The organism is Paenibacillus sp. FSL M7-0802, from assembly GCF_038004945.1.
GTDB classification, from domain to species: domain Bacteria; phylum Bacillota; class Bacilli; order Paenibacillales; family Paenibacillaceae; genus Paenibacillus; species Paenibacillus polymyxa_B.
On record NZ_JBBOSD010000001.1, the window covers coordinates 1,976,469 to 2,002,617 of the forward strand.

Below are 26,149 nucleotides of genomic sequence, written 5' to 3' on the forward strand. Positions count from 1 at the left end.
TTTATCCCTCATTCCAAGAATGGTTATACGTAACCTTCCCTCCCATAATGGTCAATATCACTTGGGCGTCCCTGATGTCACCAGCGGATGCGTTAAGGAGGTCGCGATCAAAAACGGCGATGTCAGCATATTTTCCAGCCTCTAGCGTGCCTGTAACCTCTTCCATATAACAATGTTTGGCTCCATTAATGGTCCATGCCTTTAAAACTTCGGATGGCGGCATCCCCCGATCGGGATACCAGCCTCCAGCAGGTGATCCGTCCGGAAATAACCGATGAGAAGCTGAGTACAGTGAATCGGGAACACTCGTGATAAATAAGGGCAGATCAGTCCCAATGGTTATTGGCACATTAGCCTCCAGCATAGATTTATAATTATAAAACCGATTTTCATTACCTTTGCCTACCACAACAGGCATATAGGCCTCTTCATAGGTTGGATTCAGTAGCAGGATTTGAGCGTAGACTTCGGCAAAAATTTCGTTTTCGCCCATTCTGATCAGATCATCTGGATGAGGATACTCTAGATCACTGATAGAATGTCTGATAAGGTTATTACCTTGTTGTTCGCGGCATTTTTCAATCATGGATACCGCTTGGCGAATCGCAGCATCACCTTCTGCAGTTAGGCAGCATTTGATACCTTGGCTGTCTGCTTCCAGCACAGAGGCTTCAATCTTTTTGTAGTCAACCGTCCTCAAAGTCGTTACTCCGGGCATATCTGCGTAAGGTTCCAGCATGTCCCCCGTATGATCTGCTACGACACCGTCAAGCATCAGCTTGTATCCTTGGAAACGAATAAGGTCTCCATTATAAAGTGCTTTATACTTCATACCGGTGGCAATATCAAGCGATTCAACAACGGGTTCAAGCGAGAAATGAAATCGGAGTGGCAGTTCCCCTGTTTCTTTCAATTCTTCTAGAATCGGCAGCAACTCGCTATGCCGGTCAAAGCCAATATCTTTTATGGAAGTAACTCCTCGTGCAGCTAGTATGCGGCAAAACTCCATAAACTCTTGTTTGACAAGACTGTGGTCCTGCATCATAGCTTGGAGCAGCAAAGCGCGTGCCTCAGCACTGCATTGATCCGGCAAAAATTGATATTTCTCCTGAGCCAGTCGGTTCATCCAGCAGTAGCTTTTATTTAGGTTAATGGCAATTACCGCCCGATCAGGGAACAGCTCGTCCAACAAGCTTTGCTCAGGCAGCTTGCCCCATCCTTCCTCGCTCCAACCGTAAGCGGTTACATCTTTCCCTGGCAGAAGATTGTTTGCCGCTTGTAGCATTGATTCCACTGCTTCTTCAATCGAGGCTGCATGAGTCAAATCCACGCCCCGATGCATCGACATATATCCGGTAAAAAATACATGGTTGTCATGAACTCCTGGCATGATAAAAGCATCACCCAAATCACAGACAACCGTTCCCGCTCCTATCCAAGCTTGTGCTTCCTCGGGACGCCCCACTGCTGCAATACATTCTCCTCGCAGTGCAATAAACCCAGGCGAGGCTTCATTTTCTAAGCCATTAAAAATAGCATTTGACAGTAAAACTTTGTCCGCTAATGTGTCATTCTTCCCTTGCACAATTTCACCCCCTCATTATTTATCCGTCCTATAACATAACGTAATATAACGTTATAATATTGCTTCTGCTTCTCTTATGAAGTGGAAGCAGAAGCTGCGCCGTACCTGAATAACATTACCTAACAGGCAACGGATTTATATTGAGAATTGATAACGGTCTCCAATGATGTACTGCTTACCTACATGAACGGGGCTTCCATGCTGATCATAAATAATCGTGTGCATGTAGAACAACGCCTGTCCGATGGCCGTCTCCAGCAGCTTTGCTTGGTATTCATCCGCCAAAGCGATTTGTAATATCGTCTCTCCCGGTTGGTTAGGATCGATGCTGTATTTATGACGCAGCAGTTCGTATACAGAGCCCTCCAACTGTTCTTCCATTAGAAAAGAAAATCGGTCATAAGGATAAAAATTATTCTCCAGCATTAGCGGTCGATCACCGGCGTATCTCTTGCGCTGAATAAATAACACTTTTTCTCCTTGTGGCAGCTGCAACTGATGTGCAATTTTCTCATCTGCTTCTATGATTTCACGTTCTGTGACCACACTGTGTGAAGAGAGGCCGTTGGATTTGCAGGCAGCTGTAAAGCTGATAATATGTTCAATCTTCCGCCCAATTTTGGGTACATTGACAAAGGTACCTTTTCCTTGACGTTTGGTCAGATAACCTTCATGAACCAATTCGGCAATTGCTTTTCTTACGGTAATTCGACTTACATTGTAGGTCTCGCTTAGCTCAGTTTCGGTAGGTATACGACTTCCCTGCGTAAATGTTCCATTATGAATAGCGGTTTTGACTGCTTTTTGTAATTGAATATATAATGGCTCTGCTTGGTCTGAATTCAACATAATGTGCCCTCACTTGTCATATAACGTTATATTACTCCCACTTAGAGTATCAAATGTTACATATTCTTACAAGTGAAGATATTTGAAAATATTTTATTAGTAGCGGACGCCGTATCCGAAAGAACCTTCTACCAGACAGCTCTGGGCGGCAACCCTCGAGCCTTCTGCCATAGCGTCCTGAATGTTGCTATTTTTTAAAAAACTCAGTAAAAAGGCGGTTATATAAGAGTCTCCTGCCCCCATCGTATCCACAGCGTCAACGGAATCAGGCATTTGAAAATAGAACTTAGTACCATCATAGGCAATAGATCTATCTCCGCCGCGTGTGGCTACCAGGATTTGCCCCTCTTTTTTTCGATTGGAGCGGATATAGTTCTGTGTCTCTTCATCCGTCATATGGCTGCAAGAGAAGAAAGCGAAATCGGCATACGCAATATATTTCTCCACCTGTGCATCTACGAAATCATCCGAAAAGTCAAAAGAAAGAGGGATTCCCAGCGTCTCCAATTCAGGCAGCAAGTGCCCTGTATGACTGTACAAGCCGGTGTGTATAAGGTCGAACCCGCCAACATAGGCCTTGTCTTCTTCACTCAGCTCCAGCGGATGGAGACGTGTAACTCCTCCCTCATTGCTGCCCAGAAATACTCTGTCTCCGTCTTCCAGGGTTACACGTGCGCAGCCGTTCTCACCGCTGTGATATCTGCACCGTGAAATGTCAATTTCCAGCTCACGGAGAATGTGTTCTACATGCTGCGCTTCGTTATCATCTCCGAATACTCCTATAAAGGCTGCATCTACTCCCGCTTTTTTGGCAAATACACTGAAATTAAGCGCATTGCCGCCAGGATACATCATGCGCAGATGAACATATTTATCTACCACATTATCGCCAATGCCTAGAACTTTCATGATGGTTTCCTCCTGTTGGTAAGAGCGCTTAGTAAGCTACTTTGCCCATATAACGGCGAGTTTCCAGTGGGTGATTGCGTACATTTGCGAGTGCTTCACGATAAACACATACAATGCTGTAAAATAAAACCGGGTTAAAAAACTCGACGACCTCGTCGGCAATGGTTCCGATTCCAAGCTCCTTCGCATCGATCACTTCCACTTTCTCGGCATATTGACTTAGGAAAGTCCGTGCCCGCTCATCCAGTGCCCGTGTGCGTCCTTCGTTGATCATCAGAATAAATGGAGTTTCTTTATCCGTTACTTCAAACGGACCGTGGAAAAATTCACCGGAATGGATTGAAGCCGCATGGAGCCATTGCATTTCCATCAGAGAACAGATAGCAAATCCGTAGGCATGTCCATAAGAAGCTCCGCTGGTCAGGATATAGAAAAGGTCTTCATTGCGATATTTGTCAGCAAATACACTGGCACGGGGTTCAACTTGTATTTTTGCCCGGTTAATAATTCCATTGATTGCTCCCAAGCCGTTCTGGAAAGCTTGATAATGCACATAGCCTTCAGCGATCTGAAGCAGCTCAACAGTAAGCTCTAAAATAATGGCCATAGGATTATTTTTAACATCGCTCTCATCTCCCCATTCGTAGAGGAATGAATAATCGGAATAATTGAGCAGTGTCGCTTCACTATTGTGGGTTAAGCCGATGGTGTAAGCGCCTTTCTCTTTGGCTGATTTAGCAGCCGCAACCGATTCCGGCGTGTTTCCACCATGGGAGCAAACGATGACTACTGCGTTTTTACCTAAACGTTTTGGCAGCGCGTGCACAAACTCATTCGCCGTATACATGCCTGCTACCAGCTTCTTTGCTTCACTATCCAGAAAATATTTTGAGGGATACATATCGACTAATGAGCCCCCGCAGGCTACTAAATAAACCTCTGAAATCTTCCCACTCGCTTGTTCATAAATCGTTTGAACCGTCTGATGTACATTCATTGTTATCTCTCCCTTTTATATAACGTTATATAACGTATTGTTTACGAGATAAATATAAGCGCTTTCAATAAAAGTGTCAAGCCCAATTATTCGATCAAATAGACTTTTTTTATAACCTGTCATTAAAAAAGCTCTAATCCTTTTATGTAAGGGATTAGAGCTCCTTTTTTAGTTTTAATTCATTGATAGTGGTTGGCAATATCGAGGCTACTCCTGCAATATACGTACAAAATAATGGTCTTACAGATGGGTTTGTCCGAATAAACTAATATAGACAAATACATAACATCCAATAATACTCAAGGAGGAAAAAGGACATTAATACGTTTATCAGTTATATTTTTCTTGGTTTGTCACTTTCCGCTCCCATTGGACCGATTAATGCCGCACAGTTGGATCGAGGTATTAAGAATGGGTTTTGGCACGCCTGGTTTATTGGGCTTGGTGCAATAACCGCAGATATAATCTATATGTTGCTTGTCTATTTGGGAATGATCCACCTTCTTAATGCCCCGTTTGTCAAAGCTTTTTTATGGATGTTTGGTTTTTTCGTGCTTGTGTATACAGGTCTTGAAAGTATTAAAAATGCTGGCGTGATTTCAGAATCTGAATTAAGGGGAAATGGTAATACCCTAACCAACTCATTTCTAGCGGGTTTCCTGATGTCATTATTCAATCCCCTCTCCATCCTGTTCTGGCTTGGGATTTACGGGTCCATACTCGCAAACGTCGCTAATTCATATCCAGTACAACAGCTAATGATCTTTAGCGGAGCGATTGTATTAGGTGTGTTACTCTGGGATGTGACTATGGCAGCCGCTTCAAGTATTTTCCGTAGGTTTCTAAAAACCGGATTGCTTAAAACCATCTCTTGGATGTCTGGATTATCTCTTATCGGTTTTGGCTTTTATTTTGGTGTACAAGCATTTCAATTACTTTTTTTACGCTAACTCTTGGCTTCTTGGCAAAATTACCGAGATACCTTCGTGTGTTTTCGGCGAACCCATTGTACGATAAGGTCACATATTGCAATTAACAAGACAAGCAATAAGCTGATGTAAACTCCCGGGCGGCTAAGCTTATGAAAAAATGATCCGACCACAGCCATAGCTATCAACAATAATCCAATCCAACGTTTAATATGGTTTGATCTACTCGATTCCAGTAGCTTACCTGAAGACAGCAAAATAAAGCACCAATTATACAACAGCATTAAACCCGCTGCAGTAGTGATATATTCATATACTTTTCCCGGTAGTAGCAACGACATTACGATGGCTGAGATTAATCCAACGGAGATCAAACTAAGTGCATATAGAGGATATTTACCCTTCCACTTCCGTGAAAATAATGTGGGTGCATCTCCTTCCTGTGCGAGTGTAATCATCATAGATGTCTCTGCATATAGAGATGCTGTCATTGTTGAGAACCCTGCAATAATAAGCACTCCATTAAATAAATGAGGCATAAAAACCAGATGATCGCTGCTGAGCGCAAGCACAAAAGGACTTTCTTTCGGGTTAAAGGCACTTAATGGCACCATAGACACAGCCAGACCAATCGAAAGCACATACACTGCAACCAGTGTAACCAGCATTACTTTTCCTGCTTTAGGTGCATCCTCCGGTTTTTGAAGCCGATTTGACATAATTCCGAGCACTTCAATACCTCCGTATGCATAAAAGGCAAAAATAAAAGATGACCACAATCCTATACCGCCGGTAGGGAAAAACTCTTTGTAACTGATGGGGAACTTTGGATTATATTTTCCTCCTCCGATCCAGCCTGCCAAAAGAGCAACGGCCAAGACCAGAAACATAACAATAGCTGCCATCTTAATGATGGCCAATACATTTTCAACTCGATCAAAACCCTTATTGCCAAAAAAAACAATCACAAGCCCTAAAATCCCGAAGCCTGCCGCAAAGATCCACATCGGTACCTGAGGAAACCAAAAACGTGAGAATATAGACAACGCAGTTAACTGGCTCCCATTAATAAGGAGTTCCGAAAACCAATATACCCAGCCACTGCCGAATCCTGCCCAACTTCCAAATGCTTTTTGGGCATAGGAACGGAAGGAACCCTGTTCAGGATGATCTGCCGTCATTCGCGAAAGAGCATCAAACACTACATATGTTCCAACCGCTGCCAAAAAGTATGCAATCAGTACGGCTGGACCGCCAATAGAAATCGCTAAGCCGGACCCCAGAAAATATCCTGTACCGATAGTACCTGCAACTCCTAACAAGCTAAGTTGCCACCATTTTAGTTTTTGTTCTTTTTGCATATCAGACGGTTTGTCCATTAAAAAATCACCCTACTCCTAGATTTTGGGACAGATCTCTCCATTCTTTAGATTGCCCTCTCCAATATATTTCATGTGAATGAATGACTCTTCTTTATCAATAAAAAAGCACCAGCTAACCCGCTCAAGGTTTACTGGTGCTTTTTACTTCACAAAACATTTGGAACATAAACAACCGCCTAATCGACATAGCGTCATCATTTGGGTCAAATATGGATGCTTCCAGAAAATCCATCCACTTCGTCTTCCGGTTGTTGATCAGAGCTGACGTTGTGCTCCCCAGTTGTGTTGCTGTACGTTCGAGAGGAACCGTTTTTATACGCTTCACTCCAATCCTCGTTGATCGTGTGCGCCGGGATAATCCAGTCCTCCGGGCTATAACCTGGATTTTGTACACCGACATTTCCTTGCAGATCGGGAATTGCATCCGGTCTAGAGAAAAGAGTTCCTACCTCAATCATACTTCCTTCATAGGCTTGGCAAATCTCCAATGCAGACAACACATCCTGGTTCTCAATATGAACACTGAGACCTGTGTCACCATTTGTGCTGGCGGAGTATCCAATTTCCTTTAATGTTTCACAGGCTTGGGTGGCTTGCTGCGGATCACGAAATTGAAAACGGAAAGAACCCGTATCCATGTGTTTCATCTCCTCTGAAGTAGCTTATTTTGTTAATTGGGGTTCATTAGGTTAGGTATGTTATTTTTAATATAACCAACCGGAACAGTATTTTTACATTCAAAACCTTTATTTTTCAAAAATTTACTTTAAAGCTTTGAAATTAAATAGTTAAAAAAGCAGCTACTGTGACAAATCGCATGTTTTCGCTACGTAAATCCCTTTATGCTAGTAACAAGGGTATGGTTGCCCGGTCATCCGAGCCGAGCGGTCAAAGGATGCCCAAATCCATACATAAAGGCGGAATGAAGATGATAGATTACCGAACATTGGTGACACAGCAATCTATGCATTTGTATAGCGTGTTTGCCAAGTCATTCAAAAGTGTAAACGAACATGCGGTTGCTGGCATCAAAACGGTGGGCTTCAACCCAACGGCCTTCGCCGTGATGGAAGTTTTATATCACAAGGGCGCGCAGCCAATCCAACAAATTGGAGCAAAGCTGCTTCTGCAAAGCGGAAATGTCACTTATGTTATTGACAAGCTGGAAAGCCGCGGTTATTTGCACCGTCACCCGTGCGACCAAGATCGTCGGATTATATATGCAGAATTGACGGACGAAGGACAACGTGTCATGGACGAAATTTATCCTGATTATACACGTCAGATTGAACGTGCCTTTAGCGGAATCAGTGAAACCGAAAGAGATCAACTCATCGGCTTGCTCAAAAAATTGGGCCGTAGCGCTGATAACCTGTCACCTTATCACAAATAGAACGAATAGTAATTTTAGCAACTGATCGTTTGTGAATAAACGAACAATCTTATAGCTGTGCTAAACAAAAATTTAGATTTACACAGAAAAGTCCACCCTTATATTCATGGGTGGACTTTTCATATACCTGAATAGAGCGAAATATGCCCAAGCTTACGAGCAGCATAAGTACCTACTATCGACTAAAGTGTTTGACCACTACATTATTAAAAATTGCTGGACCGCCATCGGAAAACAGAGTGATTTTCTGATCCTCTAACCGTGGAAATATTAAAGAGGAATAAGCTACTTCTCCACCATCGACAAACACTTCAATACTGGTTTTATCGACGAGAATGTTCAGGTGTACCTTTTTCTTATCGGGATCAAATGGCGCCTTGCTCTCTACATATTTTCCACTCTGATCCGGCTGCCCAGTGTTCGCTCTGTTTACGTAAGAGTATTGACCTTCCACTGAGACACCCACATCGACATGACGCTTGCCATCCGTCGACTCTCGAAGCCTCAATCCTACATTTTTAATCGTGGACCAAGAGACATCCGCCTCTAGCTGATAGGCATCGCCTGCTACCGGAAGCCGGTGAGTACCCTCTACTTTAATCGTTCCTAATGATTTTTTGGATGTTTGGAATCGCTCCAAATTGGGCACCGGCTGTGAAACCAAACGATATCCAGCATCTGCCGTATGTTTCAGTCGAATTTGGCGAACAATCGAATCCATTCCATTAAAGCCTTCCTTTAGGGTAGGCGTGTTATTGGCATAATCCCAATTGTTCATCCAGGCCAGAGCATAACGGTGACTATATTTATCTTTGTCTTTTCCTTCCTCGAACGTAACTGCACCATACCAGTCAAACCCATAATCCAGCCACTCAGGTTCACTGTGATCAGGGAGAAATGCTTCTCCATTAAAATCTCCCGTCCAATAGGCATACGTGTTGGGCCCGCCTGTTGATTTGCTATTGGCGCTCACGCCTAGAATCCATTGATAGGTTCCATCATCCGCACGCATCCGGTAAAGGTCAGGACATTCCACAAGCCCGATATTTTCCGTTTGAAAGCCGCTCGTATACCGCCAATTCTTTAAATTATCAGACTCATAAAAGCCAATCTTTGTTCCCTCTGCCATGACCATCACCCATTGATTACGTTGAGGATCTCGGATGATTTTGGGATCTCTGAAGTCCTTTGTACCGGGGTTGGACATCACAGGCTTGTTGCGGTAAGAAGTAAACGTCTTGCCTTTGTCCTTACTGTACCACAAAAATTGTTCCTGCTTTCCGCCATCTGCGGAGGGCTGCGTCACAATGGCTACTAGCGTGCCTTTTCCAAAACCCGCGGTATTATTAACATCGATCACGACCGAACCGGACCAAGGATCTCCATTCGGGTTCGTATATTTGGGAATCGCCACCCCTTCATCTTTCCAATGTACCAGGTCGGTTGATGTGGCATGTCGCCATTCTGTACCGTTCTTTTTGGGATAGTCACGATTATATAAATAGTAATAATGATATTTTCCATCAAAATAAATGGGCCGTTGAGGATCATTCTTCCACTTATCCGGAACAGTAAAATGATAGGATGCCCGATAGGTCGGTGTTGTATGCTTACTTTGATTAGCTTGATTTTTGGGAATTGCAGCAGGTTTTTGGGGTTTGGCTGCATCCTGTTGGTACATACTCCATCCCATAGCTATAAATATAGTTAAGCCTGTGATGATTACAACGGATCGTATCCAAATGCTCTTGGGAGCTTTTTTTCTCATTATGACGATCCTCCTTACCTCTCATTGCATTGTTATGTATCGTCCGACGGACGGCAGATCGGTAAGCTACCAAACCGCCGCCTTCGGACATACTGCATATACCTACTTATTTCTTCCCATACTCATTTGGAGATTCTTTTTTGTCATTCGTTGGATCAACCGTGATTTGCCCTTGCTCCAAAATACCGTTTTTCACAACAGACGTTTTCGAGCCTTTAATATTCAACAGGAAGCTTGGCGCGAAAGTAGATTTGTGATCCGGGAAAAGCCCTCGATTAGTCATATAACTCGAAACGACTACGTTATTGCCTTTGCCTTGCGGGATAGCAAAATGGGCATACGTCCAGGTAATATCATCACGATCCAGATCCTGATGAAGAACGAGACCGGTTCCATTCAACGGTTTATAAGGCCCTGTCAAGGAAGTAGAAACATAACCCAGCATGTAAATATCATCGTCTCCGATCGCATCTACAGTCACCTTGGAACCTCTCGTACTCGTAAATAAATACCACAAACCGTTCATTTTGAACACATTCGCCCGTTCAATTTCATCTGTTACCAGATTGGAAGCAATCAAAGGAGGCATTACATTTTTCAACGTATAATCATCATTCAATTCAACGATGCCCAGTGCGCCGTTCGCCAGCTCAGCTCCTTTTTTCTTAGGACTTTGCTGCAGATTAGAAAGCTCTTCCCTGAAGAATTTCTTATTGCCGCCATAATAAGCTGAGTTTTGAAGCGAATCTTCGCCTTGGTAGCCTGTCTCTGTCCCTGTATTGGCTTCAAATATAATATATTTGTGGCCTTGATCCTCGACATAGTGAGGGTCTCTAAACGTATGGTTATCCATATCCACTCCGACGCTTTGCTGCACATTTTGATAGGTTTTCCCATCTCCACCGTCATAGATCGATTTCAAATCCTCGACTCCATCTACTTTCAGTGTCTTATCGTCAGGCTGAGAGACATTAATTTGAGCCGTGCTCAAGGTTTGCTTGCCGTATAATTTGTTATTCGGATCATAGGGCTGTCTGCTGGTATAAAATAAACGTACTTGTCCATCAGAGGTTAAGGTAGCTGAACCTGACCATTCTTCTGACTGATTTTTTAGAATCGGATCGTTGGCAAGCAATTTATCATTGTCTTTAAATACTCTGCCGGCATTTTTCCAGCCGCTCAGTGAAGTATTGCCCGCTTTTTGATAGAACAGGTATATGAATGTATCCTCGCCTCTTTTAGGATCGCCTGCCAATCCAAAAACGATATTATACCCTTTGTAATTGGCTACTGTGCCATCGGCATTTTGTAACGGCCAAGAGTCCCAGACATCGAAATCAATTAGCTTGCCTGAGCTGTCGCGACCAATAGCAGAAGGAATATTCTTAATTGTAGACGCATCGAAGGACGGAACCTCATATTTTTCTTTGCCTTGCTGTTTGAAAATATTCAGCATGTCATTACGCGTAATTTGGGTAAATGCATTGTCTGTTTTGAGATCAGATGCATCATTTTCCTCGGCAAAAGCCTGAACGCCGCCTCCTAACAGCAAGGTAGTTGCTACTGTTGCAGTGGCTGCTTTACTGAACCATTTGTTAAACTTCAAGTACTCCATCTCCCTTAATCTAATTATGCTTCTAGATTTGAAACCCAACTTTTTGGTTGGTAGGGCCATTTTATATGGTATGTCAAACGATTGATATAGACTGAAAAGCCCTATTATGTGAGGTAAGCAAACAGGTGCCTCTTGAATTTCATCCTCATATTTTCCTAGTAATTTTCTGAAAATTCCTATATTTTTCATTTTTATTACATTCAGAAAAATTTGCTACTTGATTTTTTTCCGTGTCCCATTTTGCTAGGTTGGTTGCTTCATTCACATGCAAAATCGTTCTAAAATAAATCATACAAAGCCCGATTTGTAAGCGGGTTCAAAAAAATGGTTCCTTAGTACCCTACAGCTCAATTCAGAAACATATTTTTTGTTACAATTTCTTAAGACTTTTTTACCATTTTGTTACCTATACCCTATGAATATATAGCAACTCTAGGGGGTTTTCATCTCCTTTTTGTATGCTGGGGAATTTATCGGTCCTATACGAGGTGGCTATTTTGCTGAATCAGTAGGAGGAGAGACCATTGCATAAAGAGACAGCCCGGACCCTTATTTGGTGTACCGGACTGTCTCTTTATCATGAAAGATTAATATTATTTTTTATGCATGTTCTCTTTGTGGTGTCTTTACGCGCTGATCTGCCTCTTCTTCAGTGCCCGGCGGACGGTTCCGCAGTCCGAGGACGACAAACCAGCTAATAACCGCAATAACGACCATGATAACGAACAGAGAATGCAGACTGTTTTCCAATACAGAACGAAGTAATCCAGCAACCTTGTCACTTAGACTCTGTGAAGCATGAGGTGCAAGCAGACCGTTAATATCCTCCTGCGTTACCCCTTGCTGTGTAAGCTGTCCGTCTGCTGTCTGGGCAGCAATGCGATAATTCAGCCATGAACCGAAGGCTGCAACCCCGATCGTTTGCCCCAACGTGCGCAGGAATGTATTCAAAGCTGTAGACGCGCCACGCAACTGGAACCCGACCGAGGACTGGGCAATAATCGTAAACACAGTCATCGAGAAGCCAAACCCCAGTCCATACAACAATGTAGACAGGAACAGCAGCCAGATCGGAGCCGTTTGGCCCATCAAGGTCATGACGAAAGCCCCCAAAACAATCAGGGTCAGCCCAATCAAAGAGGTTCGACGTGAGCCCAGGGTCAGCAAAATGCGTCCTCCGATCATGGAGCCAAATAGCCAGCCTACGGACATTGGAGCCAGCGCGAGACCAGATGAAGCGGCATCTCCACCGTGTACACCTTGAATCCATAGTGGAAGATAGCTAGTCAGTCCGATCAGCAGGGTGCTGACTAGCAGTGCTGCGGCACAGGAAAAAGCGATATCCCGTATCCGAAATAGCTTTAGTGGCACCATCGGTTCCTGAGCGCGTTTTTCGATAACCAAAAACAGAATCAGGAACAAAATGGCTACGGCAGCCAAGGCCAACAATTCAGGAGAAGCCCAGCCGATATACTGCCCGCCCAGTGCCAATACGAGCAAGAGGGCTGTCATCCCGATGGTAAAGGTAACCGCTCCCGGCACGTCGATACGCGCAGTACGCTTGCTTACCTGTTCCCGCAAGTAACGGGCGATGAAGAACATAGCCAGCAATCCAAAGGGAACGTTAAAACCGAAAATCCACTCCCAGCCAAAATAGGTAACCACATAACCACCCAAGAGAGGCCCGATCAGGGAAGAAATCCCCCATACGGAGCTAATCATGCCTTGGACTTTGCCGCGTTCCTCCATTTTGTATATATCACCGATGATGGTAAAAGTAACGGGAATGACACCACCCGCACCAATACCCTGAATGGCCCGGTAGATAATAAGTTGCTCCATACTACCAGCCAGCATACAAAGCAAAGAGCCAAGTACAAACAACGAACAGCCGATTAAAAATATGGGTTTTCGGCCAAACAAATCGCTAAGCTTGCCAAAAATGGGTGTGGTCACAGCCATAGTCAGCAAATATGCCGTAAAAATCCAACTGAGCAAATTCACGCTGCCCAGCTCGCTAACAATCGTCGGTCCCGCCGGACCGATAACCGTTCCTTCAATTGCGGCCAGAAAAGTGGCCAATAGAACACCTGTCAGCACGAGTCCGCGCTTCATGGGTTTATCGTTTGCCAAGCAAATCACAAATCCTTCCCTTATAAAAACTGTGTTGTATCTGTGCGCGGTTTGCCTTTCCAGATTGGATTATTACCCGCACTGCATAATCGTAAACAGGCGGCCTATATAGGCCGCCTGTTTTGTACGATGTATATATATTATTGTCTACATGTCGTTAATTTTTGTCAACTGTAATCGTATGATAAATCTCACTATTTTCCACTTTATAGAGATGACCCTCTTCCATGCACAGAACATCGCTGGCAAAGCTTTCAGCCACCTGCATATCGTGGGTGATGACCAGAAAAGCCGCACCTTCGGCAGACTGCTCTGTGCACATACGGAGCAGAATTCTCGCCCCTTCGTAATCCGTTCCTGCGGTAGGCTCATCCAGAATGTATAGCTTTTTGGGCAAGATGAACTGTGCCGCAACGCTCAACAGTCTTTTTTCGCCTCCACTTAGTAGGTACGGGGAGGCATCCAGTCTGTGCTCCAGCCTGGCGGCGGCCAGTAAGCGCTGCGCCCGTTCCACATATGCGGCGGGAACCGGCTCCCCGGTCCGTAAACCAAGCTTGGCGCGCACGCTGTATAAACACTCCTCCCACACCGTTGCAGCTGCAAACTGGTGCTCTGGCTGCTGGAACACATAGCCGATTCCGGCAGCCAGCTGGTGAATTGGCAGCTTCGCCATATCCTGCCCCTCCCACCGCATGCACCCCTCCGGTGCAGGGAGTAGGCCCATGAGCAGCTTGCCGAGCGTGGTTTTACCCGAGCCGTTCTCACCCAGCAGCACGGCTCGTTCACCGGGCGCAAGAGCTAGGCTCACGCCCTTTAGCGCTGTCCGCTGGCTACCGGGATAGGTGAAGGTCAATCCCTTCACCTCCAACAATGGCTGCCCAGCGCGGTCTGCCGCTGAGCCGGGATTCACCTCCGGCTCACCCGGCATGTCTCCCCTCCCTGCGGGAGAGGGGAGCAGCCCCAAGGCGACCAGCTGCGCACCATGCTCGCGCAGCAGCGTTTCGGGCGGACCCTGTAGTTGTACGGTCCCGCCCTTCAAGACGATGACGCGCTGCGCTGCCCGCACGCCATCGTCTATGCGGCCGGACGCGGTAACCACCGTCCGGCCTGCCGCATGGAGCCGCCGACATAACTCTACGAAGTCGCATACAGCCGGCGGGTCCAACTGCGCAGCTGCGTCGTCGAACACGACCAGCGGCGCTTCCAACGCCAGTACCGCAGCAATCGCGGTGCGTTGGCGCTGGCCTCCCGAGAGGCGCCGCACGAAGGAGTCGCGCTCGGGAGCTAGGCCGACGGCCTCCAGCGCAGCAGCAATGCGCTGCGCTATTTCTGCCGGAGGCACGCGCAGGTTCTCCGGCCCAAAAGCAATCTCATCTTCGACGATTCCCTGCACCAGCTGGGCATCCGGGTCCTGAAGCACGACGCCAACAGTGGTGGCGACAGTAGCCAGATCAGCGATATCGGGGTCCATCCCGTACACGGTCAGCTCCCCTGTCCGTTCGCCCTCACCGGAACGGGACAATCCACCATGAAGCAGCTGACATAGCGTAGACTTTCCACTTCCACTAGCTCCGACAATGGCTACATGCTCACCCACCGCAATGTCCAGTGTCAGACCATGTAACGCTGGCTCTACCTGATCATCATACCGATAGCCAAAATTCTTCAAGGATACGGCTATTTTACGGCTAGAATTATAATCGCTATGTTCAATCATAACTGAAATATCCTCGATCCCCATTGTTGAAGATATAACCACATGCATAGCCACGGCTATGCACGTGAAGCGCGTCCCAGTTCAAACCGTTTTAACAGTCCCGTACGATTTAAGGCATCGCCCAGCACTTTCGTCAGCAGACCGCACAGGACAATGCCGCTCAGGATACGAACGACCAGTGCAATCGTCAGCACCTTCCACCCCCAATGCATATAGCCAAACATATTGGCTGCGACAATAAACCACAGCGGAACCATAGCCCCACCCACTAGCATCAGCGAAACTGCGTTCCAGCGCCGATACCGCAACAAGGCAAATACCAACTCAGCCGCAATCATATAGCAGACAGCCGCCGCGATAATAGAAGCAATTCCATAGGCGGAGCCCATAAAAGACTGCACTACCGCGCCAAATGCATAAGCAATAACCGCCGTACCCGGCTTACGAATAATATAATAGGCCAACAAGCCGTATATCATGTACAGCCCGACAATAGCGGAAGTTGCGATAGGCCCTCCCAGACTGTTTAATGTTTTGTTAATGAGCGACAAATACACGGTCATGACGCCGTTCAACGTGGCCAGCATCGCCATGAGTACGATATCCAGCGTTGTAAACTTTGCAAACATACGAGATTCCTTCATATGTATTTCTTGACTCCTCTCCCTATCTAATCTATAAGATTACAGCTCTGATCCTTGTACAAGCTGCTACTGTATAAATGTATTCATTTGCAGCCTTATTGTCAACCTAATTATATTTTACAGGTTGACAATAAGAACAAAAATAAGAGGCTTCACTTTATAAGCTCCACCATAAAACAGCCGTAGTTAATACAGCAGTCACAGCACATAAGTTGCCTACACGCCCATTGTTCAGTGTACGAAGATATGTCCGTTCTGCATAAGCGCCGAAACCTTTGCCCTCCATAGCCAGCGCCGTCTGCTGAACCCGTCTTACAGCATTCACCAACACGGCAGCCGCATACCCGCTCCACCATGATAACCGATTGCCCCACCCTCGTGGTGGTTCCTGTCCACGAACACGCCGTGCTGCCATAATTGTTCGCCCTTCTTCTTCCAATAAGGGGAGAAACGTCAGTGCCACTGAAATACCGAACGCAAACCGATAAGGGACACGCAAGCGCAGATTCAATGCCTGCACAAAATCTCGGGGATCCGTCGTCGAGAGATAGATATAAGATGCCAAAAACAACACAAAAATCCGCAACGTTAACGCCCCTGCGATATCCAGTCCCTCTGCTGTAATGACAATGGGTCCCCATGAAGCCACGGTATGTCCTTCTCGAATCGCTAGGATAGACAGTATAAAATACGGGATACCTAAACCAATCAGGAACGACATAGCCCGAAGTTGGCGTGCTAAGGTCAAACGTGCGCCCAAGCCAGCCACAGCAATCAGTACAGCCAAGAGTGCTGCTTCCCGCAGCGTCGAATCCCAAGCCATTGACAGGAGGCTAAAGCACCCCACCCATATTAGCTTACTTAACGGCCCTAGCCTGTGCAGCGGCGACGAACCGCCGTTATACTGAAACAGCATTTCGTTGTGCCTCCAGTCTGAGCCATTCTTCATGCAGTAAAGAATACATCAGCATATCCTTAAAGCCTGTAGATGTATGCTGTACCTGCCGCAACAGTCCTTCCTGTGTCCAGCCCATCGAGGACAGCAGGGCTTGCGAGCCTGTATTACGCGGGTCCACCAGCGCTTCGATCCGATTCAACCGAATCGTGTTATACCCGAATGACAGCACCAAGCGTAGCGCCTCGGTCATGTAACCCTGTCGCCAATAAGGCTTGGCTATCTCATAACCAATCTCGGCTTTATAAGCTCCCTCCGTCTGCCAATAATTAAACCCACAGCTTCCAATCAACTTCCCATTCTCCTTCAGTTCTATTCCCCAGCGCAGCGCATCCTCCGTCTTCGCCAGCTCATTCAACAACTCAATCATATCCTCTGCATCCTCACGTCCTGACATACCAGAAAGGTTCATATAACGGTGAACCTCCGGGTCAGACCAGCAAGCGAACATCGTAGCCGCATCCCCGCTTTCCATCCTTCGCAGCCGAAGACGCGGACTTTCCAGCGGTGGTATATGCCCCTTACATGCATATGCACACATGTTCAATCATCCTTCCAACATTAAAATGACAATAAATATACGCTACATTTAAGCATACACCTTTAACAAACACAACCTTATTTAAAGCTGAGAAGCTTAAATATATAAATAGCCCTCCTGTTCCTAGGATTAGGAATTAGAAGGGCATCTTCTATATTATAAGAGATTAAACTGTGCGAGCTTGTCTTCCGAATCAAAATTATCGAGCCTCTAAGCCTTTAAGAAGAGACTCGGGTAGTGGTGCGAGTCGGTTTCTTCACAACATCCTTGTACAGTACGCCTAGCATCGACTGAATTTCCTGTAATTCATCGATCCCTGCACCGGTAATGCTAAACATATCATCATGCGGTGTCAGAAAGTTTTCCTGCGTCAAGTTTTCAAGCTCCTGCTTGACCTCACGTTCTCCTACACGGTAACCGCGTTCTTCCAACACAGGTTGAATATCTCTTACCGTGAGATCGTTCTGATGTGCATAAGAAAGCATCTGTATACGGATAAACAAGTTCTGAACATCTGCATGCATAATTGCAACTCCTCCCTGGCCTAGGCCAACCATGTTACACTGTTTTTACCCATAGAGGATAAGCTGGAAACAGATGAGGGCAACCCTTGCTGGATTACTTTCTATACTGTTTGCCCCGCTAAAACGTATAGCTTATCCCCTTCCCAAAATGATTCTGTACAGAGGTTAGAGTACGGAGATACCAAAAGGTTACAGAGTGATTTTTCACTTGACTGAATATATACAATCGTTATATCTTAAATTAATTAACCAATGGTAAAAGCGAATTGCATAATTACCTATTTTTGACGATATATACAACAGTTAATGTAAAAATTTAATGTTAGGAGCGTGAACTCTACATGTTTCAAACCATACCTTACGAGGGCACACGTCATGAACAATTCGAATCGGTTCTCGGACAACTCCGGGCACTTATTCATGATGAATCCAATACCATTGCCAATCTGGCGAATGCTTCAGCACTACTTGGTCATTTCCTTCCAGATATTAATTGGAGCGGTTTCTATCTTTATGATGGCACTGAGCTTGTACTTGGTCCTTTCCAGGGCTTACCTGCATGTATACGGATTCCATTGGGACGTGGCGTATGCGGTACCGCAGCAGCTGAACAACGAACACTTGTTGTAGATGATGTGCATGCGTTTCCAGGACATATTGCCTGTGACGCTGCTTCCAATAGTGAAATTGTTATTCCCCTTGTCAAGAATGGGGAACTGATTGGAGTGCTGGACATTGACAGCCCGCTAAAAGGCCGCTTTGATCACGAAGATCGTGTATTCCTAGAGGAATTTACGGCTATTCTGGTGTCTAGCTTGTAACCAAAATTGTGCATATATATGGTCTCCCTTCGCCACAATATATGAGGGTCTGAAACCCAAAACTATGCGGCGAAGGAGATTGATAATTCATGTACAACAACATGGCTCCACAACAACAACTTCATCAATGTGAACAAATCATGCAGCAATTGGTACAACAAACACAGCAAGGAACTGCCATGTATCAGCAGTTGCTGCAACAGGAACAACAAAATGCATCCAGTCTTGAAAGCCTAGTGCAACGTGAACGAAGTGCAGCTCAAATGATCCAAACTGCAATTCAGCATCACCAGCAGGCTATGCAGCAGTACCAGCAAGTTATTCAACTGTGTAGTCAGTTGGAAAACTCCATCCGTTCCAGCAGTCAAATGACTCAGCCCGGATTTGGCGATAGCTACGCCTCACGCAGTATGCAACCATCCTCCTATAATGCAGGAAGCCACATGAATCACAGCTTCCCGCAACACATGGGGACGACTGGACAGCATTATGTAAGCGGTAGTGGCATGCAGCAGTACGGAAACAACAGCCAGCAAGGCATGAGAGCGACACAAAGCAGCATGTAAACTGCTCTACACACAAAAAGGGTGAACAGCAGGCCATCGGAATTGGCTTGTTGTTCACCTCTTTTTCAGACCTTTTACAGCCCTTCTTCCCCGCTTTGTTAATTTAATTCCCGTTCGGCTAGAACTTTCATCCCGTCTCGCAAATACTCAGCTAGTCCGGGGCGATAGCCTTCATACATTTTACTGAAATCCTCATGTTCCACATACAAGTCTCCCAGCCCGCTATAAATTTCTGCTGTAGGAGTATAGAATCGGCTTACCCATTGAAGATGACGGCGGATCAGCGCCTGTACTTCTTCACTATTATGCTTCAATCCTTTATTCATGGCTTCAGCCAGCTGCCGATGAATCTGATCAGCCTCTGCCTGTGAATCCAAATAATCCTCTTTGCTCCAGTTCTTTGTCGCCGTCTTGCTTTCCTGAATTGTTTCCTGAGCCTCTTGACCATAACGGTCTGTCAAATCACGTTCGTACATTTCCTGCTTTTCCGGGTTAAACCCTTGGTACATGTGCTCTGGTTTCATTGCTTGTTCCCCTTTCAAATGAGCCACCGTTTCGTCGATGGTCTGTAGGAGAGTATGCAAGCGGAAGACTTTGGCCTCGACCTTGGCTCGATGCTCCTGTAAAACCTCGGCTTTTTGTTCCTTGGTTTGCTCCAGCACCTTTCCAATTTCAGATAAAGGCAAATCCAGTTCCCTGTACACCATGATTTGCTGAAGCCTCAAAAGTTGTTCCTGTTCGTAATAGCGATATCCATTATTTCCAATATGATGCGGTTTCAGCAATCCGATTTCATCATAATAATGCAAAGTTCGTACGCTGATTCCCGACAGATTAGATACTTCCTTTACCGTATAGGCCATTCCGCTTCACCTCCCTTGCTTGACAGTCTAGTGTCTCACGTGGCGTGAGAGTCAACACCCCCACTTGCCCACCTTGGTACTACACTTTTACCCGTTAAGCGTGTGATGAACCGTCCCTGTGACAAGGATACAATCAATTCTTTTGTTTAAAGATCGTGATCAGACGACTCATATATTCACGCATATTTACAATTAAATTCGAGTCGCCATCATGAAGACACCAGTTGTACATGACCCCACGAGCTGCAATAAATAAGTAGTCTGTCATCTCTTCGGATGTCATGCTTTGATCCAACTCTCCTGCAGCTTGTCCTCTCTCTATAATCTGTTGAAGTATATTTTGCATATCACGACCCTTAGTAATGAAAAGCTTGTTATTAGTTGTATATAACTGTTTCACCGTCTCTAAACCAATATTCTGATTATATTCCGCATAAACTTCAAAATATTGAATAATATCCTGCACAATACTTTCTGAAGGTGGTTCATTCTTAAATTTCAATTCAAAGTAGTCATCCGCCTGTGCATACATCTCCACCAAAATATCACTTTTAGTCTTGAAATGATTATAAAATGAGCCCACAGACACTCCGGCCCTCCGGCAGATATCCTCAATTCTAATTTTTTCCAAACTCTTTTCATGCATTAGCTCTAATGTACTGTTATATATATTTTTTTTAGTCTGCAGGCTTTGCAGCTTTCGTCCACTCAATTGTTGGTTTGGCATTTACCTACTCTTCCTTTCTATTCTAAACATTCCTATCCTCGATGCCTTGTCCATGTTACTTAATTATAATAAGAAATGCTATTTTGTTTATTTGTGAAAACAATCACATAATAATGTCCGCTACCGTCCTATACTGAATCCATTCAATGAATTCATTCACTGAATGGATTCATTGAAATGGTCGATTCATAATTAGGAGGCATTGTTATGAAAGAAGAGCATCGAATTTTATTTGAGCCTATGAAAATTGGAAAACTAGAAATTAAAAATCGGTTTGTCATGGCTCCCATGGGCCCTGGTGGGCTTTGTGATGCCGATGGCACCTTTAATGAGCGAGGCGTCGAATATTATGTTGAACGGGCAAAAGGCGGGACAGGACTGCTCATTACAGGTGTAACGATGGTTGAGAATGAAATTGAGAAATGTGCCCTGCCATCAATGCCCTGCCCTACTCTAAACCCCTTAAATTTTGTTAAAACGGGTAAAATGATGACGGAGCGGATTCATGCATACGGCACAAAAATATTTCTACAATTATCCGCAGGCTTTGGACGGGTAAGCATCCCTTCAATTGTAGGTAAAACGGCTGTCGCTCCCTCTCCTATCCCTCATCGCTGGCTTCCCGATGTAATCTGTCGTGAGCTAACTATCGATGAAATTCACACCTATGTCAGAAAATTTGCGGAATCTGCGGCTATTGCCAAAAAGGCAGGCTTTGACGGTATTGAAATCCATGCGGTTCATGAAGGCTATTTACTGGATCAATTTGCGATTTCTTTCTTTAACCATCGAAAAGACCAATACGGCGGAAATCTGAGAAACCGCTTAAGATTTGCCATAGAGATCGTCCAAGCCATCAAAGCCGAATGTGGACAGGATTTCCCGGTATCTCTTCGATACAGCATCAAAAGCTTTATTAAAGATTGGCGTCAGGGCGGATTGCCAGGCGAAGAGTTTCAAGAACAGGGACGGGATATTGAAGAAGGAATTGAAGCGGCCAAAATATTAGAGGAAGCTGGATATGATGCTTTTAATGGTGATGTTGGTTCGTACGATTCATGGTATTGGGCACATCCACCAATGTATCAGGAAAAAGGACTCTATCTTCCTTATAACAAAATTTTAAAAACCATTCTAAAGGTACCTGTCATTACTGCTGGCAGATTGGATAATCCAGACTTGGCCAGCAAGGCTATACGTGAAGGAAAAACCGATATGATTGCACTGGGTCGGCCATTGTTGGCTGATGCTGACATCCCCAACAAAATCAAGGCCGGGAAAATAGAAAAGATTCGTCCTTGCCTCTCCTGCCAGGAGGGCTGCATGGGTCGATTGGCATCTTTTGCAACGATTTCATGTGCCGTTAATCCGGCTTGCGGCAGAGAAAAAGACTATGCACTCGGAAAAGCAGATCAGTCCAAAAAAGTCTTGGTGATCGGTGGAGGACCCGCAGGATGTGAAGCTGCCCGTGTAGCTGCTATTCGCGGACACCACGTTACCTTATTCGATAAAAATAACCGATTGGGAGGTAATCTGATCCCGGGTGGAATTCCAGACTTCAAAGAAGACGATCATTTACTTGCGACCTGGTATGAAGGGGAGCTAAAGGATTTAAAAGTTGACGTTCAATTGAATACCGAGGTTAACCGGACTACCGTAAATGAATATGCAGCAGATGTTGTTATTTTTGCTACCGGCTCCTCTCCCAAAACCTTCTCCATTGGTACATCTACTAAGGTGTATTCCGCAGAAGAAGTTTTGCTTGGGAAAAAAGATCCCGGTGCTTCCACCGTAATTGTCGGAGGTGGGCTTGTGGGATGCGAAACTGCACTTTGGCTTGCTGATCAAGGTAAAAAAGTAACGCTGGTGGAAATGCAAGAAGATATTTTAACCGTCGGCGGCCCGCTGTGCCATGCAAATGAAGATATGCTGCGTGACCTTGTTGCATACAAGGATATCCATCTCCTGACCAACGCCAAAATTGTCGATGCCAACGATCAAGAATTCGTTCTTCAAAATAAAGATGGTGAAGAAACGATTCTAAACGCAGATTCAGCGATTCTGGCTGTAGGATATACTCCTCAGCAATCGCTTTATGAAGACATCCAAAATGAGGTTTCCGAGTCCTACTTAATCGGCGATGCCAAGCAAGTACAAAATATTATGTATGCTGTCTGGGACGCCTATGAGGTTACTAGAAATATATAGTACCCCGCTACCTCCAAAGCCGTTTACTATGTAAGCAGGCGGCTTTGGCTTTTTTACCTTTGCAGCAATTGCTTAGTCAAGAGAGGCTTTTCCCCATAACCACATGATCATAAAAAGCTATCTTTTGAATAATTTTCTCCAAATTGTGCTGCGTTTGTGCCACATGTGCTTCCACTTTCTTTTTGTGGGCTACAAGGAAATCTCTTCTCTCTTGGATTGTGGCTTCTCCTTTTACATTTAGCTCAAGGTATGCCTTAATTTCTTCAATAGTCATCCCTGTATCTTTCATAGCCATAAGGAACCTAATCCAATCGATTTGTTTTTCGGTATATACCCTTCTTCCACCTTCATCCCGACCGACATCAGGTAATATGCCTTCTTTTTCATAATAACGAAGGGTGGATGCGGGCAATCCGCTCTTGATTTGAACTTCTTTAATGGAGTACATGGTTATTCCCCTCCTCGTTCTTTTATTTTCTCTTCAAGTCAGCTTTAACGATAAGTATAAGTTTTCATAGTAAAGAGTGCAAAATTAAGATTCCGATATTCGTCTAGCAGAAAAGCTAGCCCTCTCCCTGTCCTTCTTCTCTCAATTTCCCAATACAACTCCTAACATTCTCCTCCGGATGGTTCACTTCCCAATGATCCAACAGCCGATTAACCTCCTCATCCAGAGGGTGCAGCCGATAATAAAATATGGCAGCTCGTAATTGGTGATGCTCCTCGACAGGTTCATCGTCGGGCCAGTGGTACTCTTGCTTGCCATTCTCATCGGTAGTCCCTATAGCTCCATCCTGCAAGGGAGAACGGCCTTCTAGGCCTTCACCGCGGGCAATTGCTTTGAGAAAATCGGCATGCCTCATGGCAACATCCGGCGAACAACGGTACAAATTCTCGAAAATATCAAAGGCATCGATCGGATCGTATTCCAGATTCTCAAGGAAATGCCTTTGCAGCAGCGAAGCAACCTTCTTATTGCCCGTCAGTCCAGACAGAAAATAGAACGTGGGCATCTGTGCCTCATAACGAAAATCGTCGACATGGCTGATAATATCGTCCACAATCTGGTCGGTCTGAAGACCTTCACGTGCTAATCGAGTTAGTACCCGTACCGCCTTATATTGGGTCCAATCGTACACACCGAATAGCAGTATCCAAATCGATTGCCACTACAGCTTTCTTATTCTTCTTCCAAAACTGAAATATTCTCATATGTAATTCACAGCTCCTTATCCCGTGTTACTAACAATTTCATTGCCAACTAGAATATTCTTTATGAATATATATCGGAAATTCTTTATAATCTCCTCAACACGTTTTCTCCAATAATAAAACATATTTTGGAAATTACTTGTATACTTTTCAACAGTTTACTAAATATATGCGATTGCTTCTCTAAGCCTATTCTTTTTTATCATAACTATTTAGTATTATAAGGATATAAAAAAGGAGGTTATCATTTGAAAAGTACAGGTATGACACGTCCCCTAGATGCGTTAGGCCGTATCGTTATCCCCAAAGAAATGCGAATTTCCATGGATTATAATGTGGGTGATCCTGTTGAGATTTTTGCAGATGAGGAAACTGGTATTCTCGCCTTTCGAAAATATACTGGGGTGACGTGTAAAATGTGTGGTTCAACAGAACAATTAACTTATTTTAGAGACAGCTTTATTTGCGGGGAATGTATTGAAAGTTTAAAAAAGGGAATACATTTTAGCCCTATCCTAAGACCAGCCAAGTCAGCTTTATCCAACTCACAACGATCTAATAAAGAGTCCAAACGTCTGCGGCGATCGACACAACAGATGATCGAAAGTCTAAAAGAATTAATGCAAAAACACCCCAATGCAGCACAGCACGAATATGCCAAAATACTTGAGGTTTCCCAAGCCCGTATATCCCAGCTCAAAAAAATGCTCTAACTACAGCTTGATACCCTACATAGATATACACCAGAGATTTCATCATGTGCAGCTACTTTTGAACCGTGATACGCAGCATCATAGCTAACCGACAAAACGCATGAACGTCCATACGAAAATTCCACACTAGGTATAAAGAACTAGTGAATGACTTGCAAGCGAGAACGCCTATAAGCAGAAGCTGTGCTACATTTAATAATGGTTCCTGAATTAAAAAATGACCTTCTTTAATTAGAGAAGGTCATTTCATTTATTTATTCATTTTTCTATAGTAAACCACCGCACACTTCTAATGTTATTTTTCAATTAATCCACTTTAACCCCAATAATGTAAAAAATATTTTACAACTATGATTTATCACAAAAAAGTAAAACTGTTTTTACATATGGTTGTAAATAAGGATGGGTGAATCTAATATGAACAGAACTGCTCAAATTATTTCTATTCTTATATTTTCCGTAAGTGTAAGTGTGTTTGCTGGTTGTGGAAAGCAGGAAACAACGGATACATCTACCAATGGAACAATACCAACAACCTCAGAAACGGTAGTAAAAGAAGGAACAGATCAACCAGCCGCCCTGCAAAACTTGGACGAGATCAAATGGAATGATGTTAAAGACCCTCTAATTGAGGATGCCATGATAGCAAAACTCAAAGCAGCAATAGCTGCCTTCGTGTCAAAAGATTTGGATCAATTCCATGCTGCGCTCGGTCCAGACGTTGGAACAGGTCACGATTACCTCTTCGATCATCCGGTGAAGTTTACTGGTATTGCTGAAGCTATGAAAGAAAATAATCGGATATTGATACCCATTGTAGGGGAACGGCTGAATAATGAAGAAGGATATTCACCCGATATACGATATATCTTTTATTTTGAAAAAGATAAAGATGGTGCATGGCAAATTGTTTCAATTGATTAACTAAATTCTCTAAGATGCATTTATCTCGATTTCATCCATGATGCTATAAACCAAATGCTTTTCATTCGTAAAGGTATGTTTTTAGTAGTCGCTAAAAGCACACTTTTTTGGGACAATGAATTTTTCCAAAAAAATATCTTGTAGCAACATTGCCCATTCCAACAAGTACGTTTG

General features: G+C 44.5%; 25 protein-coding genes. 7 read left to right on the top strand and 18 right to left on the bottom strand.

What is annotated here, in order from left to right; translation table 11 throughout:
- Position 1 precedes the first annotated feature (1 nt).
- From MHB54_RS09340 to MHB54_RS09355, 4 genes are all read right to left on the bottom strand, one after another.
- Positions 2-1,585 carry an amidohydrolase gene (locus MHB54_RS09340; protein WP_053324626.1) on the bottom strand — a complete coding sequence of 528 codons (1,584 nt, stop codon included), beginning with the start codon at positions 1,583-1,585 and terminating at the stop codon, positions 2-4.
- A gap of 135 nt (positions 1,586-1,720) precedes the next feature.
- Positions 1,721-2,434 (bottom strand): GntR family transcriptional regulator, encoded by a 714-nt coding sequence (locus MHB54_RS09345; RefSeq protein ID WP_023986973.1) that lies wholly within the window; start codon positions 2,432-2,434, stop codon positions 1,721-1,723.
- A gap of 96 nt (positions 2,435-2,530) precedes the next feature.
- Positions 2,531-3,343 (bottom strand): PfkB family carbohydrate kinase, encoded by an 813-nt coding sequence (locus MHB54_RS09350; protein ID WP_069080921.1) that lies wholly within the window; start codon positions 3,341-3,343, stop codon positions 2,531-2,533.
- A 28-nt stretch (positions 3,344-3,371) separates the two neighbouring features.
- Positions 3,372-4,340, bottom strand: coding sequence for an SIS domain-containing protein (locus MHB54_RS09355; protein WP_053324625.1), 969 nt, complete (start codon positions 4,338-4,340; stop codon positions 3,372-3,374).
- A gap of 317 nt (positions 4,341-4,657) precedes the next feature.
- Here MHB54_RS09355 and MHB54_RS09360 point away from each other — a divergent pair, with 317 nt between their 5' ends.
- Positions 4,658-5,290 (top strand): LysE family transporter, encoded by a 633-nt coding sequence (locus MHB54_RS09360; RefSeq protein ID WP_023986970.1) that lies wholly within the window; start codon positions 4,658-4,660, stop codon positions 5,288-5,290.
- Positions 5,291-5,310: 20 nt separating this feature from the next.
- Here the strand turns inward: MHB54_RS09360 and MHB54_RS09365 are convergent, their stop codons facing one another.
- On the bottom strand, positions 5,311-6,648 hold the full coding sequence (locus MHB54_RS09365) for an amino acid permease (RefSeq protein WP_264454187.1): 1,338 nt from the start codon (positions 6,646-6,648) through the stop codon (positions 5,311-5,313).
- Between the two features lie 206 nt (positions 6,649-6,854).
- Positions 6,855-7,289, bottom strand: a complete 435-nt coding sequence (locus MHB54_RS09370) for a hypothetical protein (protein WP_023986968.1) — start codon at positions 7,287-7,289, stop codon at positions 6,855-6,857.
- 290 nt (positions 7,290-7,579) lie between these two features.
- Here MHB54_RS09370 and MHB54_RS09375 point away from each other — a divergent pair, with 290 nt between their 5' ends.
- Complete coding sequence (locus tag MHB54_RS09375; protein WP_013369372.1) at positions 7,580-8,044, top strand: MarR family winged helix-turn-helix transcriptional regulator; 465 nt, start codon at positions 7,580-7,582, stop codon at positions 8,042-8,044.
- Positions 8,045-8,219: 175 nt separating this feature from the next.
- On the opposite strand, the gene MHB54_RS09380 is transcribed toward MHB54_RS09375, so the two are convergent.
- From MHB54_RS09380 to MHB54_RS09415, 8 genes are all read right to left on the bottom strand, one after another.
- Positions 8,220-9,812, bottom strand: a complete 1,593-nt coding sequence (locus MHB54_RS09380) for a glycoside hydrolase family 32 protein (protein WP_209940959.1) — start codon at positions 9,810-9,812, stop codon at positions 8,220-8,222.
- Between the two features lie 106 nt (positions 9,813-9,918).
- Positions 9,919-11,418 carry a glycoside hydrolase family 68 protein gene (locus MHB54_RS09385; protein ID WP_023986966.1) on the bottom strand — a complete coding sequence of 500 codons (1,500 nt, stop codon included), beginning with the start codon at positions 11,416-11,418 and terminating at the stop codon, positions 9,919-9,921.
- 609 nt (positions 11,419-12,027) lie between these two features.
- Complete coding sequence (locus MHB54_RS09390) at positions 12,028-13,542, bottom strand: MDR family MFS transporter (RefSeq protein ID WP_023986965.1); 1,515 nt, start codon at positions 13,540-13,542, stop codon at positions 12,028-12,030.
- A gap of 175 nt (positions 13,543-13,717) precedes the next feature.
- Complete coding sequence (locus MHB54_RS09395) at positions 13,718-15,277, bottom strand: ABC transporter ATP-binding protein (protein WP_076265264.1); 1,560 nt, start codon at positions 15,275-15,277, stop codon at positions 13,718-13,720.
- 56 nt (positions 15,278-15,333) lie between these two features.
- A complete protein-coding gene (locus MHB54_RS09400; RefSeq protein WP_023986963.1) occupies positions 15,334-15,921 on the bottom strand; it encodes an ECF transporter S component in 588 nt (195 codons plus the stop codon).
- 157 nt (positions 15,922-16,078) lie between these two features.
- On the bottom strand, positions 16,079-16,837 hold the full coding sequence (locus tag MHB54_RS09405; RefSeq protein WP_023986962.1) for an energy-coupling factor transporter transmembrane component T family protein: 759 nt from the start codon (positions 16,835-16,837) through the stop codon (positions 16,079-16,081).
- Positions 16,821-17,417 carry a GNAT family N-acetyltransferase gene (locus MHB54_RS09410; protein ID WP_023986961.1) on the bottom strand — a complete coding sequence of 199 codons (597 nt, stop codon included), beginning with the start codon at positions 17,415-17,417 and terminating at the stop codon, positions 16,821-16,823. The genes MHB54_RS09405 and MHB54_RS09410 overlap by 17 nt, the downstream gene beginning before the upstream one ends.
- Positions 17,418-17,635: 218 nt before the next feature.
- A complete protein-coding gene (locus MHB54_RS09415; RefSeq protein WP_023986960.1) occupies positions 17,636-17,941 on the bottom strand; it encodes a hypothetical protein in 306 nt (101 codons plus the stop codon).
- Positions 17,942-18,282: 341 nt separating this feature from the next.
- Here MHB54_RS09415 and MHB54_RS09420 point away from each other — a divergent pair, with 341 nt between their 5' ends.
- Together MHB54_RS09420 and MHB54_RS09425 are read left to right on the top strand one after the other, a co-directional pair.
- Positions 18,283-18,762, top strand: a complete 480-nt coding sequence (locus tag MHB54_RS09420) for a GAF domain-containing protein (protein ID WP_023986959.1) — start codon at positions 18,283-18,285, stop codon at positions 18,760-18,762.
- Between the two features lie 89 nt (positions 18,763-18,851).
- Complete coding sequence (locus MHB54_RS09425; RefSeq protein WP_023986958.1) at positions 18,852-19,328, top strand: hypothetical protein; 477 nt, start codon at positions 18,852-18,854, stop codon at positions 19,326-19,328.
- A 98-nt stretch (positions 19,329-19,426) separates the two neighbouring features.
- Here MHB54_RS09425 and MHB54_RS09430 read toward each other — a convergent pair whose 3' ends face one another.
- On the bottom strand, positions 19,427-20,191 hold the full coding sequence (locus MHB54_RS09430) for a MerR family transcriptional regulator (protein WP_053324617.1): 765 nt from the start codon (positions 20,189-20,191) through the stop codon (positions 19,427-19,429).
- Between the two features lie 133 nt (positions 20,192-20,324).
- Positions 20,325-20,918: a TetR/AcrR family transcriptional regulator gene (locus tag MHB54_RS09435; RefSeq protein ID WP_028541034.1), complete on the bottom strand. Its 594-nt coding sequence runs from the start codon at positions 20,916-20,918 to the stop codon at positions 20,325-20,327.
- Between the two features lie 207 nt (positions 20,919-21,125).
- Here MHB54_RS09435 and MHB54_RS09440 point away from each other — a divergent pair, with 207 nt between their 5' ends.
- The gene (locus MHB54_RS09440; protein ID WP_053324616.1) at positions 21,126-23,126 is read left to right on the top strand and encodes an oxidoreductase; all 2,001 of its coding nucleotides are present in this window, start codon (positions 21,126-21,128) and stop codon (positions 23,124-23,126) included.
- 76 nt (positions 23,127-23,202) lie between these two features.
- Here MHB54_RS09440 and MHB54_RS09445 read toward each other — a convergent pair whose 3' ends face one another.
- Complete coding sequence (locus tag MHB54_RS09445) at positions 23,203-23,574, bottom strand: MerR family transcriptional regulator (RefSeq protein ID WP_013308707.1); 372 nt, start codon at positions 23,572-23,574, stop codon at positions 23,203-23,205.
- 115 nt (positions 23,575-23,689) lie between these two features.
- Positions 23,690-24,265: a hypothetical protein gene (locus MHB54_RS09450; RefSeq protein WP_231517148.1), complete on the bottom strand. Its 576-nt coding sequence runs from the start codon at positions 24,263-24,265 to the stop codon at positions 23,690-23,692.
- Between the two features lie 321 nt (positions 24,266-24,586).
- Here MHB54_RS09450 and MHB54_RS09455 point away from each other — a divergent pair, with 321 nt between their 5' ends.
- Together MHB54_RS09455 and MHB54_RS09460 are read left to right on the top strand one after the other, a co-directional pair.
- Complete coding sequence (locus tag MHB54_RS09455; protein ID WP_023986953.1) at positions 24,587-25,051, top strand: AbrB/MazE/SpoVT family DNA-binding domain-containing protein; 465 nt, start codon at positions 24,587-24,589, stop codon at positions 25,049-25,051.
- A gap of 417 nt (positions 25,052-25,468) precedes the next feature.
- Complete coding sequence (locus tag MHB54_RS09460; RefSeq protein ID WP_264454190.1) at positions 25,469-25,975, top strand: hypothetical protein; 507 nt, start codon at positions 25,469-25,471, stop codon at positions 25,973-25,975.
- The last annotated feature ends 174 nt before the right edge of the window (positions 25,976-26,149 follow it).